Source organism: Pseudogemmobacter hezensis, assembly GCF_013155295.1.
Lineage (GTDB): Bacteria > Pseudomonadota > Alphaproteobacteria > Rhodobacterales > Rhodobacteraceae > Pseudogemmobacter > Pseudogemmobacter hezensis.
This window is the reverse complement of sequence record NZ_JABJXT010000001.1, coordinates 336,234-349,081: the sequence shown is the minus strand read 5'-3', so window position 1 is coordinate 349,081 and position 12,848 is coordinate 336,234. Positions and strand designations below refer to the sequence as shown.

Below are 12,848 nucleotides of genomic sequence, written 5' to 3'. Positions count from 1 at the left end.
CTGGTCTTGCGGCCTCAATCGTCGCTTTTGGCACCCGGTTCGGGGGGCAGGCGCATCGCGGCGCGAAAATGCCCGGCCAGCTTTTCAGCCTCGCGGTTGATGTCGTGTTGCTCCAGCACGGTGCTGCGGGCCTCGCGGCCCATGCGGGTCAGCACCTCAAGCGGCACGGCGGCAAAGCCGCGGATCGCAGCTGCCAGCGCCCCGGCATCGCCTGCGGGCACCAGCCAGCCGGTGCCGGGGGTGACCAGTTCCGGCACGCCCGCGATCGAGGTGGCAATCGCCGGGCGTCCGGCGGCAAAGGCCTCCATCAGCACCATCGGCAGCCCTTCGGCGAAAGAGGGCAGCACCAGCGCATGGGCGCGGGCCAGCTGGTCGCGCACGCCTGCCTCATCCAGCCAGCCGGTCAGGGTGATGCGGTCCGAAAGCCCGGCCTCGCGGATGCGCTGCTCGATCATCGGGCGCAGCTCGCCCTCGCCGATCAGGGTCAGGCGCAGATCGGGCAGGTCTTTGGCGACCAGCGCCATGGCCTCGATCAGCAGCGGGAAACCCTTTTGTTCCGAGAGCCGCCCGATGGCGACCAGGCGGCGTGGGCCGGTGTCGCGCATCGGGGCGGGTTCTGGAAAGCGCCAGGGCTCGATCCCGCAATGGACGATTTTCAGGCTGGGCCAGTCATTGATCCCCGCCCAGCGGCACAGCTGCGAGCGGCCGAAGGACGAGATCGCCACGGAAAAATCGGCGCGGGCGATTTTCTCGGTCAGGTTATGGGCGCGGGGCGCGTCGAATTCCTCTGGCCCGTGGGTGGTGAAGGAAAAACCAAGCCCGCCGATCTCGGCGGCCAGCATGGCGACGGTGGCCGAATTGGTGCCGAAATGCGCGTGGATATGGGGCAGGCGGGCCGCATGACAGCGCCGCGCCAGATCGGCCCCCTCCAGCCAATAGACCAGATGCCTGAGCCGCCCGCCCGTGCCGGGCGCGCCCCCCGCACCGCGTTTGCCGCAGGCCAGCGCCAGGCGCAGGCTGCGCCATGCCGCCCCGGGGCGACGCGCGGCGAAGGGCAGGGCGCGTCGCGCCAGCGCAAAAAGCCCGTCTTTCAGCAAATGCGTGGTGCGGGCATCCTCGGCAATATCGCCGGCATCGACCAGGCGCTCGCGCTCAGAGCGCATGGCAAAGCGATGAACCTGCCAGTCCATCCGCTCCAGCGCGTGGATTTCGCGGCGGATGAAGGTCTGCGATGGCAGGGGATAGCTGTTGACCAGATAGGCGATTTTCATGAAGAGGCTTATTTGCAGCGGCAGCAGAGACGAGCATTGAATCTGGCATCCGCGCTTGCAAGCGCAAAGCCTGAAATGATGCGCAATGGCGCGAAAGCGTTGCATCCTGGCCCGATCCCCGGGGATGGGGCGGGATGGGGCGGCAGATCGGCAGAGAAGGGCAGATGATGGGGAATGCGGGGCGGTCGGGCCTGTTCAGGCGGGCGCTTGGCGGTGGCATGTTCGTCGCGGGCTCTTATATATTCGCGCAATTTGCCCGGCTTTTGTCGAACCTGGTGCTGACGCGGCTTTTGTTCCCCGAGGCCTTTGGCGTCATGGCGCTGGTCATGGTGGTGTTGGTGGGGCTGCAGATGTTCTCGGATGTGGGCATCGGCCCGGCGATCTCGCGCAGCCCCAGGGGGGATGATCCGGATTTCCTGAACACCGCCTGGACGCTGAATGTTTTTCGCGGCCTGTTTCTTTGGGTGCTGACCTGCCTTGTCGCCTGGCCTGCCGCCTGGTTTTATCAGGTGCCGGAGCTTGCGCTGATGCTGCCCGTGGCGGGGCTGACGCTCTTGATCGGTGGCTTCAACCCGACGCGGATTGATACCGCGAACCGGCATCTGCTGCTGGTGCGGGTCACGCTGATGGATCTGATGGCGCAGATTTTCGGCATTATCGTCATGGTGATCTATGCCTGGATCACGGGCTCGGTCTGGGCGCTGGTGGTGGGGGCGGTGGCGCAGATCCTCTTCAAGCTGATCCTGACGTCGGTATTCCTGCCCGGCCCCGCCAACCGTTTTCGCTGGGAAAGGGACTCTGCCCGCGAGCTGGTGCATTTCGGCAAGTGGATCTTAGCGTCAACGGCGGCGGGCTTCCTGCTGACGCAGGGCGATAAGGCGGTGCTGGGCTCCTGGCTGACGATGGCCGATCTGGGGCATTACAATATCGGCTATTTCCTGGCCTCTTTCCCGGTTTTGCTGGCGGGGCTGGTGGTGACGCGGATCATGATCCCGATCTACCGCGAGCTGGTCGCCCATCCCGATCCGGCGGGGGCGAAAAAGCTGCGGATGCTGCGCGATGGGCTGACCATGCCGATGCTGATTGTCATGGGGGGCATGGCGCTTTGCGGGCCGCTGATTGCGGGGCTTTTGTATGACGCGCGTTATGCCGATGTCGGCGCGATCATCACGGCGGTGGCCATGGCGCAGATGCCGATGCTGATCGGGCTGACCTATGATCAGGCGGCGCTGGCGGCGGGGGATGGCAAGGGGTTTTTCCGCGTCCAGGCGATGCGCGCCCTGTTGCAGACCCTGGCGCTGATCTGCGGCGCGGGGCTTGGGGGGCTGGGCGGGGCGCTGCTGGCCCAGGGGCTGGCGCTGGCGCTGACGCATCCGTTCCTGATCGCGCTGGCCCGCAGGCATCAGGCCTGGGATCCCCGCCATGATCTGATCGCCGCGATTTTGACTATTGTCATGATTCTGGCGATAGTTGGCACGCATCATGCCGCACTTTCGGCGCTTTTCGGATAGACAGAACAGAGATGCACAAGGCCGATGCCTGGACCAGGCAGCCGCGGTGCCGAAGACGATGAAAGACAGGAACTGACATGCAGACCGAGGCCACCAGCCTTCCAGAGGTTCTCCTGCTGACGCCGCGCCGCTTTGGCGATGCGCGTGGCTGGTTCACCGAGACCTTCAGCGCCCTGCGTATGAAAGAGGCCGGGATTGCGATTGACTGGGTGCAGGACAACCACTCTTTCTCGGCAGCGAAGGGCACTTTGCGCGGCCTGCATTATCAGTCTGCGCCGCATGCCCAGGACAAGCTGGTGCGCTGCACGCGCGGCGCGATCCTGGATGTGGCGGTGGATTTTCGTGAGGGCAGCCCCCGTTTTGGCCAATGGGTCGCCAAAGAGCTGACGGCGGAAAACGGCTGTCAGCTGCTGGTGCCCAAAGGGTTCCTGCATGGTTTTCTGACCCTGACCGATGATGTCGAGGTGCAGTATAAATGCTCGGATTTCTATGCGCCCGAATGTGATGGCGCGGTTCGCTGGGATGACCCGGAAATCGGCATCGACTGGGGGCTGAATGGCGCCGCGCCGGTGCTGTCTGACAAGGACCGCGTCGCCCCCCTGCTGAAAGACGCGGCCCGTCCGTTTCGCTATGAGGTAAGCCTATGAAACTGCTGGTAACGGGTGGCGCGGGCTTTATCGGTTCGGCCGTGGTGCGGCTGGCGGTGTCGCGCGGCCATAGCGTCGTGAATGTCGATGCGCTGACCTATGCAGCCTGTCTGGAAAATGTGGCCTCGGTCGGCAATAGCCCGCTTTATGCCTTTGATCAGGCGGACATTCGTGACCGTGCCGCGCTGGACCGGATTTTTGCCAAACATCAGCCCGATGCCGTGATGCATCTGGCGGCGGAAAGCCATGTGGATCGCTCGATCGACGGGCCGGGCGATTTCGTTGAGACGAATATCACCGGCACCTATAATATGCTGGAGGCCGCGCGGGCCTGGTGGCAGCAGGCCGGAAGGCCCGACAGCTTCCGCTTTCACCATATTTCCACCGATGAGGTCTTCGGATCGCTGCCGCATGACCCGGCGGTGAAGTTCACGGAAACGACCGCCTATGATCCGCGCTCGCCCTATTCGGCGTCAAAGGCGGCCTCGGATCACCTGGTGCGCGCCTGGGCCGAGACCTACGGCCTGCCGGTGGTGCTGACGAATTGCTCGAACAATTACGGGCCGTTCCACTTCCCCGAAAAGCTGATCCCGGTGATCATCCTGAACGCGCTGGCCGGAAAACCGCTGCCGATTTACGGCGATGGGTCCAACATCCGCGACTGGCTTTATGTCGAGGATCACGCCGATGCCTTGCTGCTGGTGGTGGAAAAGGGCCAGCTGAACCGCAGCTACAATATCGGTGGCGAGAATGAGCGCACCAATCTGCAGCTGGTGCAGACGCTTTGCGCGATCCTGGATCGCAAGCGGCCCAAAGCCTCGGGCTCTTACGCCGATCAGATCACCTTTGTGACCGACCGCCCTGGCCATGATGCGCGCTATGCGATTGACCCCTCGCGCATCCGCGAGGAGCTGGGATGGCGGCCCTCGGTCACGGTTGAAGAGGGGCTGGAGCGCACCGTCGACTGGTATCTGAGCAATGAGGCCTGGTGGCAGCCGCTGCTGGCCCGCAAGGGGGTCGGCACCAGGCTGGGTGTGAAAGCATGAAGGTTCTGGTCTTTGGAAAAACCGGCCAGGTGGCAACGGAACTGGCCCGCCGCATGCCCGCTGATTTCCAGCCGGTGTTCCTTGGCCGCGATTATGCGGATCTCTCAGACCCCGCCAGCTGCGCGGCGGCCATTCTGGACGGGCGGACAGAACTGGTGATCAACGCTGCCGCCTGGACCGCCGTGGACAAGGCCGAAACCGAGGAAGCGGCGGCGAAGGTCGTCAATGCAGATGCCCCCGCCGCCATGGCCGGGGCCTGCGCGAAAGCCGGGATCCCCTTCCTGCATATCTCGACCGATTACGTCTTTTCCGGCGCGGGCGATCAGCCCTTCCGCCCCGGCGATGCGACTGGCCCGCTTGGCGCTTACGGGCGCACCAAACTGCAGGGCGAAGAGGCGGTCCGCGCCAGCGGTGCCCGGCATCTGATCCTGCGCACCTCCTGGGTGTTTTCATCCCATGGGGCGAATTTCGTGAAAACCATGCTGCGGCTGGGGCGTGAGCGTGACAGTCTGAACGTGGTTGCCGATCAGCATGGCGGGCCTACCCCTGCCGCTGCAATCGCCGATGCGCTGATCACGGCTGCGCGGGCGATGGCTGCGGGCGCTGAGGGCGGCACCCATCACTTCGCAGGCGCCCCCGATACCACCTGGGCCGATTTCGCCCGTGAGATCATGGCGCAGGCGGGGCTTTCGTGCCAGATCAATGGCATCCCGACCAGCGCCTATCCAACGCCTGCTGCGCGTCCGCTGAACTCGCGGCTGGATTGTTCGGCACTGCAGGCGGCATTTTCTGTTCCGCGCCCCGACTGGCGGGCCGGGCTTTCGGATGTTCTGAAGGAGCTGGGCGCATGACACGCAAGGGCATCATTCTGGCCGGCGGCTCGGGCACGCGGCTTTACCCGATCACCATGGGCGTCTCAAAGCAGCTCTTGCCGCTTTATGACAAGCCGATGATCTATTACCCGCTCTCGGTGCTGATGCTGGGCGGCATCCGCGAGATTGCGATCATCACCACCCCTGACGATCAGGCGCAGTTCCAGCGGCTGATGGGCGATGGCAGCCAATGGGGGCTTAGCCTGACCTGGATCACCCAGCCCTCGCCCGACGGTCTGGCCCAGGCCTATCTGCTGGCCGAGGATTTCCTGGGCGGAAGCCCGTCGGCGATGGTGCTGGGCGACAATATCTTCTTTGGCCACGGCCTGCCCGAGGTGCTGGCCGCGGCCTCATCGCGGGAAACGGGCGGCACGGTGTTTGGCTATCACGTTTCTGACCCCGAGCGGTATGGCGTCGTCGATTTCGACCGTGACGGCAATGTGCGGGCGATCATTGAAAAGCCCAAAGACCCGCCCTCGAATTTCGCGGTGACCGGGCTTTACTTCCTCGACGGTCGCGCGCCCGAGCTGGCGCGGCGGGTAAAACCCTCGCCGCGTGGCGAGCTGGAAATCGCGGATCTGCTGGAGATTTACCGCGAAGAGGGCAATCTGCGGGTCGAGCGGATGGGCCGCGGCTATGCCTGGCTGGACACCGGCACCCATGGCAGCCTGCTGGATGCGGGGAATTTCGTGCGCACCCTGACCATGCGCCAGGGGCTGCAGGTCGGCTCGCCCGATGAGATCGCCTTCCGTCAGGGCTGGATCAGCCGCGAGGCGCTTGCCGCCCGTGCAAAGCTGTTCGGCAAAAATGACTATGGCAGCTACCTCGCGGGTCTGCACGACGAGTGAATTGCAGACAATCTTCGCGAAAGATCAGAAATCTGACCCGTTTTCGGGGCCGGAATGCGAAGGCAACTTGCGAAATCTTTAGGTATTGTTAACTAATCGGCAGGTAATCTGCGATTATCCCCGGGGTGGCTGCGTCCTTGCAAACAATTGCAACCCGCAGTCATTGTGTGAAACTTCTGGGGTGTTGCGGAAGATGTAGTGACGTTTGCCCGGTAAGTAACAGTGACAAAGAGGGAACCGCCCAGGATCATGGTTGCAGGACACCTTACTCTTTCCGTTGCTTTTGCGGTTTTCGTGCTGATGGCCTCGGTCATCGCCGGGCATCCGCCGCTTGCCTGGATTTTTGCCTATAGCCTCGCGGGGATTACGGCGCTGATCTCGCTGACCTTCCTCAGGTTGCGTGGCACCCCGCCGCTGTAAGGGCCCCTGATGACATCTTTGCGTCATTGATGTCAGTGACAGGCGCTGTTTGACTGCGATCGTGCTTTGGCAACTTCTCAGGGTCAGTCTGGCCGAAATTGGTTTTTGGTTTCCGCAATAGAAACAATGGCTTCATACTGGCAGACAGGTCGCATGCGGCGCTGATGACGAATCGGCCTGGTCTGGAAAGGCGCTATCGGCGCTGTTTTGGGCGCGCTGAGGATGAAATGCGTAGAGATTAAGGTCAGCGGCAATAATTGGGCGCTTGATCTGGCAAAATTTTGGCGAAATGCGTCCGAATTGTGGTGAACACAAGGCGATCTCGCTTCCCCCCCGGCCTTCGATTGGGGTAATATGTCTCTGGGGGCATTCTGACCGAGTGCTATTATGAAGTTTGACGTTCTGCCAAAGGTTGACATCGGGGGCTTCTGCGCGCCTCGGGGGCGTTTTGTTGTGTCTGGTCAGACCTTTTTGTTGATCGGGCATTAAAATGTCGATCATCTCAGCAAAGTCCACACGCGCCGGGGGCGCGTCGTCGGTGTTGCGGGCCCTGCCTGCCGAATGCGAGCCTGCTGTGAAGCTGCCTCGCAGGGGTGGCCTTTACAGAAATTTCTTTAAGCGGGCGCTGGATATCCTGGCGATTCTGGCGGCTGTGCCGATCATCCTGCCTATGGTGCTGATGCTGGCGATCATGGTGGCCCGCGATGGCGGGCGGCCTTTCTACACGCAGATGCGGGTGGGCAGGGGCGGAAGGCCTTTCCGCATGTGGAAGCTGCGCTCGATGGTGATCGATGCCGATCAGCGGCTTGAGGCCTGGCTGGCCGCCAATCCTGAGGCCCGGGCCGAGTGGGACAGCACGCAAAAGCTGCGCCATGACCCGCGCATCACGCCCTTTGGCCATTTCCTGCGCCGCTCGTCACTGGATGAGCTGCCGCAGCTTTGGAATGTGTTCATCGGCGATATGAGCCTGGTCGGCCCGCGCCCGATGATGCTGAGCCAGCGTGAGATCTATCCCGGCACCGCCTATTACGCGCTGCGCCCGGGCGTCACCGGCTATTGGCAGACCGCCGGCCGCAATCGCACAACCTTTGAGGCGCGGGCCGAATTCGACGCGATCTATGAAGAGCAGCTGTCGCTGAAATCCGATCTGACGATCCTGGCGCGGACGGTCGGCGTGGTCTTGCGCGGCACCGGCTGCTGAGGACCCGTTCAGGGGTTTGGCGAAGCACGGTCAGATCAGATTGATGCCCCCCCGTCAGCGGTGACGGGGGTTTTTCTTTGTCTGCGCAAACCTTTGCCCGGTCCGGTTTCTTATCATGCGAATGCAGGCGCGGGCGAAGGCGCGGGCGAAAGCGAAGGTGGGGCTGCCCGCAGGTGAACAGGGCTGTCGCGCATAAAGCATGGGCCCTGGGGGATGCCCCGGGCCCCGCATGGTTCCCGCATGGTTGCTTTCGACGTGGGCGCTGAACGCCCCTCTCAGCGCCTGTTGTCAGTTCAGGTGCCAGTGGCCTTTTCGCGCAGAGCTGCGCAGCTCTGGCAGGGCGATGATCGGGCGCAGGTTCAGCTCACGCTCCATCTGGCGCGAGGTGCGGATGATCGGTTTCAGCAAATCCAGCAGGAACGCCAGGATGACCCCCGCCAGGATCCCGGCGACCGCGCCTGCCATCACAAAGGTCTTGCGGCGCGGGCCGTCGGCATGTTCGGGGGTGATCGCGCGGTCCAGAATGCCAAAACGCTCGCCCTGCTGGCGCTCGGCCAGCCGAACCTGGGCATCGGCCTCGGCGAGCGCGTCGCTGGCCTGGTCGAAGTTGCGCTGGATCTGGCCGAGATCACGTTCAAGATCGGCGAGGCCGCGCTCGGCCACCGCCACCCCTGCCAGCCCGGCCTCGATGGTGGCGGCGCGGTTGCGCAGCACATCCTGCTGGCCCTGGTTCAGGGTGGTCTGGTCGTCCAGTTCCAGCAGGCGCTGGCGGTCGGTGGGGCGCAGATTTTCACGCGCGGCGATGCGGCGGCGTTCCTCGGTGATCAGCAGCGCTTCGCGGTCCAGCTCGCGCAGATCGGTTTCCAGTGTCACCAGCTCTTCGCGCCGCGTGGCTGAGACCGGCGGCAGCATTTCGGCATTCTGGTTGCGCCAGGCGATGATCTTTGCCTCTTGCGCCTGGATCTCAGCGCTGAGCGCGGTCAGCCGATCCGCATGGAAACGGTGGCTTTCGCGCGCACGGCTAAGCTGCCCCGAGGCCGAAAGATCAACCACGCTTTGCGCCAGATCATTGGCGATCCGGGCGGCGTTTTCCGCATCGCCAAAGCGCACGCTGATCACCACCGCCGAGACCTGGGTCGGCTGGCCATAGGCGGGATCGCCCGTCACCTCGACGGTGTCAAAGCGGATCGCGGCGCGCAGCGTGCTGACTTTGGTTTCGGTCGACATCGCGGGGGCGTCGGCGTAAAGCCCGTGCCGCTCGATGATGGTGACCAGGTTTTGCCGCGTGGTCAGGCGGTGCTGCAGCGATTGCACCAGCTGCGCCGAGCCATTGACCACGGCGGTTTCAGGCGTTCCCGCCACCGGAACCGTCACCTGGGCGGTCTGGATCTCAATTGAGGCCCAGGCGGTGTAATTGTCGGGCCGTTTCATCGCATAGCTGATTGCAAGCAGGGTCACCCCCAGGGCGACCAGGGCGATCAGCCACCAGCGACGGGCCAGAAAGCCGATCAGATCTTCGATATTGCGGATATGCCCCATGTCAGCCCCTGATCCCGTTCTTCACTTGCGGCCAAGGATGCGCGAGACCAGCGCAGAAAGCTGGCCCGCAGCCGCAGCCCCCGCGGTCAGCAGCCGGTGAGAGAGGGGGCCGCCCGACAAGGGCCCCAGCAGGCCCCGGTCCTGGGCGCGGTTCAGCACCACCGCCAGCAGCGGGATGCGGTTTTCAAACATCCGCTCGCAGGCGGTGATCTCGGCGGCGGTGGTGCGGGTGCCGTCAACGACCAGCAAAACCGCATCAACCTGGCCGGTCAGCGCGATCATATCATCATATTCCAGCGCGGGCGGCGTGTCGAAAAGCTGGATATCGGGCTGCAGCAGATCGCTTACCACTTGCAGCGAGGCCAGCACGGTCGGATCCTGCAGGGTCTCGGCAGGGCGGCTGATCTTTTCGCCATTCAGGCCAAGCGCCAGGCTGGGCCCGATGCGGCGGAACTGTGCCTCAAGCGGTTGCTCAGCGTTAAGAAAGTCGATCAGCGCCGGGGCCGAGGCCTGCGCGAAAAGCGAGGCAAGGCGGGGCCTGCGCAGCTCCAGATCCAGCAGCACCGTCCGGCAAGAGGGCAGTCGCCCCAAAGACAGCGCCAGATTGGCCGCGACAAAGCTTTTCCCGCAGCCCGAGGTCGGCGAGGTGATGGCCAGGCGGCTCATGCCTTCTTTGGCCATGGCCTGGGCGATCCGGGTGCGCAGCATGTCGAAATAGCGGGTGATTGTGTGGTGTTCTGGTTTCAGGAACAAACCGTTTCTGACCAGCGCTGCCGGGTCGACCTGCAATTCGCTGATTGATTCCCAGATCCGCGAGGGGTTCGGCGCGGCAAAGACGGCGGGCGAAATCGAGATTTCGCGCCCGGTGCGCTGGTCCAGTGCGACGGGCAGCTGGATGCGTGGCTGGCCGGGGCGGAACAGGGAAATCTGGGCGGCACGGGCGGCCTGCCCGGGGCTGCGATCCCGGCTGTGATCCTGATCATCTTCGTCTGCGGCCATCCGGGAAAGTCCTGTATCCTGGGGTTTTTGACCATATGGGCCATAGATATCGTGGTGGCTCATGGTCGCTTCCGGTTCCGGTGGCGGCTGCGTCGGACGCGGCCGTTGGTTAAAACTGATCCCGCCACAAGGCAGGCACGGCACCGGATGGACACCCTGATACACAAGCCGTCGCCGCAGCTGGCGCCGGAAAGAGAGACACAGACCGGGCCCCCGCCCAGAGGTCTGTCTTTAGCAGATTGACCGTGAAAAAGAAAGCCCGGGCAGGGGGCGCAGACCCTGCACAGGGGGGCGGCCGGGCCGGGCAAAGCGACCCTGGATCAGCCATGCAGGCGAGCGCGGGAAAAGCGGGCTTTGACACTGCCGCAGCCGCAGCCTAGGCCTTTGGCGATGACAAATTCCGTTGATCCCGCCCCCGTCTCTTCGGCCACAGGCCCCGGTGAAAATCCGGCGTCGCCTGATGCGGTGTTATCCGATCCGGTGCAGCCCAATCCGGTGCTGCCCAATCCGATGCAGCCTGACGCGGTGGTGATTGATGCGGTGGTGATCGGCCGCAACGAGGGCCAGCGGCTGCGCATCGCTCTTGCCTCTTTGCGGGCGGGGGGCGGGCGTGTGCGCCGGGTGATCTATGTCGACAGCGGCTCGACCGATGGCTCGCAGGCGCTGGCGGCGGCAATGGGGGCAGAGGTGGTGGCGCTGGATCTGACACGCCCCTTCACGGCCGCGCGGGCGCGCAATGCGGGCCTTGCCGCGCTGGCTGCAGACCCGCCTGATTTCGTGCAGCTGATGGATGGCGATTGCGAGCTGGACCCCGGATGGATCGCGGCCGCTTTGCAGGGCTTTGCGGCCCATAGCGGCGCGGTGGTCATCTGCGGGCGCCGGCGTGAGCGCTATCCCGCGGCCTCGGTCTACAATCGGCTGTGTGACCGCGAGTGGAATACGCCCGTGGGTGAGGCTCTGGCTTGCGGTGGTGATGCGCTGATGCGCTGGCAGGCTTTGCAGGCGGTGGGTTTTTACCGCGAGGATCTGATCGCCGGCGAAGAGCCTGAACTTTGCCAGCGTCTGCGCCGCAAAGGCGGGCAGATCTGGCGCATCGATGCGGAAATGACGCTGCATGACGCGGCGATGACGCGTTTCCCGCAATGGTGGCGGCGCACGAAACGGGCGGGCTATGCCTTTGCCGAAGGGGCGGCGCTGCATGGGGCTGGCCCCGACCGCCACTGGCGGCGCGAGGCGCGGCGGGCGCTGATCTGGGGCGCGGGGCTGCCGCTATCGGTGGTGGCGCTGGCGCTGATCCATCCGGCGTTTCTTTTGCTGGCGCTGGCCTGGCCCTTGCAGGTGGCGCGGCTGGCCTGGCGCTTGCGCCATGAGGGGCGGGCAGGGCGCGAGGCGGCCTTCTTCACCGTGCTGGGGAAATTCCCCGAAGCTATTGGCGCGATTGGCTTTTACCTGGACCGTCTGCGCGGGCGCAAACGCGGGCTGATCGAGTATAAATAGCCGCTTAGCCGCCGCGCTGGCGCAGGGCACTGACGATTTGGCCGGGCAGGATCGCAAAACAGGCCGCATAGCGCGGGACCAGGCGGCGCGGGGCTGACAGCGCCCGCCAGGCCCATTCCATCGCAATCCGCCGCACCCAAAGCGGGGCGCGTTTCTGATCGCCCGAGATGAACTCAACCCCCGCACCGACCGAGGCAAAGCCGCATTGCGGCGCCAGCTGACGGCCAAGGGCGGCAAAGCGCTCTTGCTTGGGGGCCCCAAGCGCGATCAGGCACAGGCCCGGGCCAAGGGCCGCCAGCTGCGAAAGCGCGTCACGGGCCAGCGGGCCCTCGGGGTCAAAGCCCATCGGCGGCGCGATCAGCAGCCCGGTGCGAAAGCCCGGAATGCTGGCTGACAGCCGGTCTGCGGCCTCGGCCAGCGCGGGCGCGGTTGCCCCCAGCATCGAGACCGGCAGCCCCGCCTGCGCCGCCAGCTGGCAAAGGGGCAGCACCAGATCGGATCCGGGCAAAAGCGCGACCGGCTTTCCCGCCAGCTTTGACAGCCAGACGATCGGATTGCCATCGGCGACCACCATATCCTGCGCCGCATAGGCCTGGCGAAACCCCGGATCGCGCTGCAGCTTGACCAGGTGATCCAGGTTGATCGTTGCCAGCGCAAAGCCACGCCCCGCCGCCAGATGCGCCGCCACATCATCCAGCAGCGCCTGCCGCCCGGCATGGGTCACGCGGATCGTCACGGGTGAGGGGCTTTGGTCAAAGGTAAAGCGCAAGCGCAGGGCTCCTGTCGGGATCTGGCCCCGCCGGGCCAGGCCGCAGCATAGCGTCAGGGCGATGCCAAGGCGACGGGGAATGCGCGATCCGGCCAGGTGGCAACAGAATGTTTCCATTCTTTGCGCCGAAACGCGCTGCCAGACCCGCTGCCTGCCGGTGGCGGTGCGTGGCAGAGCGCGGCTGCCTGTGCTAAAGACTGCGGACCAGAGACCATGCCGATCAAAGCG

12 protein-coding genes are annotated in these 12,848 nt (G+C 64.6%); 8 read left to right on the top strand and 4 right to left on the bottom strand.

Going from position 1 to position 12,848, the window contains the following annotated elements:
* Nucleotides 1-14: 14 nt before the first annotated feature.
* On the bottom strand, nucleotides 15-1,271 hold the full coding sequence (locus tag HOY34_RS01535; protein ID WP_172359534.1) for a glycosyltransferase: 1,257 nt from the start codon (nucleotides 1,269-1,271) through the stop codon (nucleotides 15-17).
* Nucleotides 1,272-1,435: 164 nt separating this feature from the next.
* Here HOY34_RS01535 and HOY34_RS01530 point away from each other — a divergent pair, with 164 nt between their 5' ends.
* The 7 genes from HOY34_RS01530 (at nucleotide 1,436) to HOY34_RS01500 (ending at nucleotide 7,816) form a co-directional block, all read left to right on the top strand.
* Complete coding sequence (locus HOY34_RS01530) at nucleotides 1,436-2,782, top strand: oligosaccharide flippase family protein (RefSeq protein WP_172359533.1); 1,347 nt, start codon at nucleotides 1,436-1,438, stop codon at nucleotides 2,780-2,782.
* Nucleotides 2,783-2,859: 77 nt separating this feature from the next.
* Nucleotides 2,860-3,429 (top strand): dTDP-4-dehydrorhamnose 3,5-epimerase, encoded by a 570-nt coding sequence (rfbC, locus tag HOY34_RS01525; protein WP_172359532.1) that lies wholly within the window; start codon nucleotides 2,860-2,862, stop codon nucleotides 3,427-3,429.
* The gene (gene rfbB / locus HOY34_RS01520) at nucleotides 3,426-4,475 is read left to right on the top strand and encodes a dTDP-glucose 4,6-dehydratase (RefSeq protein WP_172359531.1); all 1,050 of its coding nucleotides are present in this window, start codon (nucleotides 3,426-3,428) and stop codon (nucleotides 4,473-4,475) included. The genes rfbC and rfbB overlap by 4 nt, the downstream gene beginning before the upstream one ends.
* On the top strand, nucleotides 4,472-5,326 hold the full coding sequence (rfbD, locus tag HOY34_RS01515) for a dTDP-4-dehydrorhamnose reductase (protein ID WP_172359530.1): 855 nt from the start codon (nucleotides 4,472-4,474) through the stop codon (nucleotides 5,324-5,326). Before rfbB ends, rfbD begins: the two co-directional genes overlap by 4 nt.
* Nucleotides 5,323-6,195, top strand: coding sequence for a glucose-1-phosphate thymidylyltransferase RfbA (gene rfbA, locus HOY34_RS01510; protein WP_172359529.1), 873 nt, complete (start codon nucleotides 5,323-5,325; stop codon nucleotides 6,193-6,195). Before rfbD ends, rfbA begins: the two co-directional genes overlap by 4 nt.
* Before the next feature lie 249 nt (nucleotides 6,196-6,444).
* A complete protein-coding gene (locus HOY34_RS01505; RefSeq protein ID WP_172359528.1) occupies nucleotides 6,445-6,615 on the top strand; it encodes a hypothetical protein in 171 nt (56 codons plus the stop codon).
* Nucleotides 6,616-7,105: 490 nt separating this feature from the next.
* A complete protein-coding gene (locus HOY34_RS01500) occupies nucleotides 7,106-7,816 on the top strand; it encodes a sugar transferase (RefSeq protein WP_172359527.1) in 711 nt (236 codons plus the stop codon).
* 288 nt (nucleotides 7,817-8,104) lie between these two features.
* Here HOY34_RS01500 and HOY34_RS01495 read toward each other — a convergent pair whose 3' ends face one another.
* Entirely contained in the window at nucleotides 8,105-9,355 is a 1,251-nt protein-coding gene (locus tag HOY34_RS01495; RefSeq protein WP_172359526.1) for a GumC family protein, read from the bottom strand.
* Nucleotides 9,356-9,376: 21 nt separating this feature from the next.
* The gene (locus tag HOY34_RS01490) at nucleotides 9,377-10,354 is read right to left on the bottom strand and encodes a CpsD/CapB family tyrosine-protein kinase (RefSeq protein WP_172359525.1); all 978 of its coding nucleotides are present in this window, start codon (nucleotides 10,352-10,354) and stop codon (nucleotides 9,377-9,379) included.
* A gap of 510 nt (nucleotides 10,355-10,864) precedes the next feature.
* Between HOY34_RS01490 and HOY34_RS01485 the strand changes: the two genes are divergently transcribed.
* Nucleotides 10,865-11,851, top strand: a complete 987-nt coding sequence (locus HOY34_RS01485) for a glycosyltransferase family 2 protein (RefSeq protein WP_172359655.1) — start codon at nucleotides 10,865-10,867, stop codon at nucleotides 11,849-11,851.
* Nucleotides 11,852-11,855: 4 nt separating this feature from the next.
* Here the strand turns inward: HOY34_RS01485 and HOY34_RS01480 are convergent, their stop codons facing one another.
* Entirely contained in the window at nucleotides 11,856-12,737 is an 882-nt protein-coding gene (locus HOY34_RS01480) for a WecB/TagA/CpsF family glycosyltransferase (protein ID WP_172359524.1), read from the bottom strand.
* Nucleotides 12,738-12,848: the final 111 nt, after the last annotated feature.

Bases quoted from the DNA above. Each gene is read 5' to 3' on its own strand.
- HOY34_RS01535 (WP_172359534.1), bottom strand. From the start codon at position 1,271: ATGAAAATCGCCTATCTGGTCAACAGCTATCCCCTGCCATCGCAGACC.
- HOY34_RS01530 (WP_172359533.1), top strand. From the start codon at position 1,436: ATGATGGGGAATGCGGGGCGGTCGGGCCTGTTCAGGCGGGCGCTTGGC.
- rfbC (WP_172359532.1), top strand. From the start codon at position 2,860: ATGCAGACCGAGGCCACCAGCCTTCCAGAGGTTCTCCTGCTGACGCCG.
- rfbB (WP_172359531.1), top strand. From the start codon at position 3,426: ATGAAACTGCTGGTAACGGGTGGCGCGGGCTTTATCGGTTCGGCCGTG.
- rfbD (WP_172359530.1), top strand. From the start codon at position 4,472: ATGAAGGTTCTGGTCTTTGGAAAAACCGGCCAGGTGGCAACGGAACTG.
- rfbA (WP_172359529.1), top strand. From the start codon at position 5,323: ATGACACGCAAGGGCATCATTCTGGCCGGCGGCTCGGGCACGCGGCTT.
- HOY34_RS01505 (WP_172359528.1), top strand. From the start codon at position 6,445: ATGGTTGCAGGACACCTTACTCTTTCCGTTGCTTTTGCGGTTTTCGTG.
- HOY34_RS01500 (WP_172359527.1), top strand. From the start codon at position 7,106: ATGTCGATCATCTCAGCAAAGTCCACACGCGCCGGGGGCGCGTCGTCG.
- HOY34_RS01495 (WP_172359526.1), bottom strand. From the start codon at position 9,355: ATGGGGCATATCCGCAATATCGAAGATCTGATCGGCTTTCTGGCCCGT.
- HOY34_RS01490 (WP_172359525.1), bottom strand. From the start codon at position 10,354: ATGGCCGCAGACGAAGATGATCAGGATCACAGCCGGGATCGCAGCCCC.
- HOY34_RS01485 (WP_172359655.1), top strand. From the start codon at position 10,865: ATGCAGCCTGACGCGGTGGTGATTGATGCGGTGGTGATCGGCCGCAAC.
- HOY34_RS01480 (WP_172359524.1), bottom strand. From the start codon at position 12,737: ATGGAAACATTCTGTTGCCACCTGGCCGGATCGCGCATTCCCCGTCGC.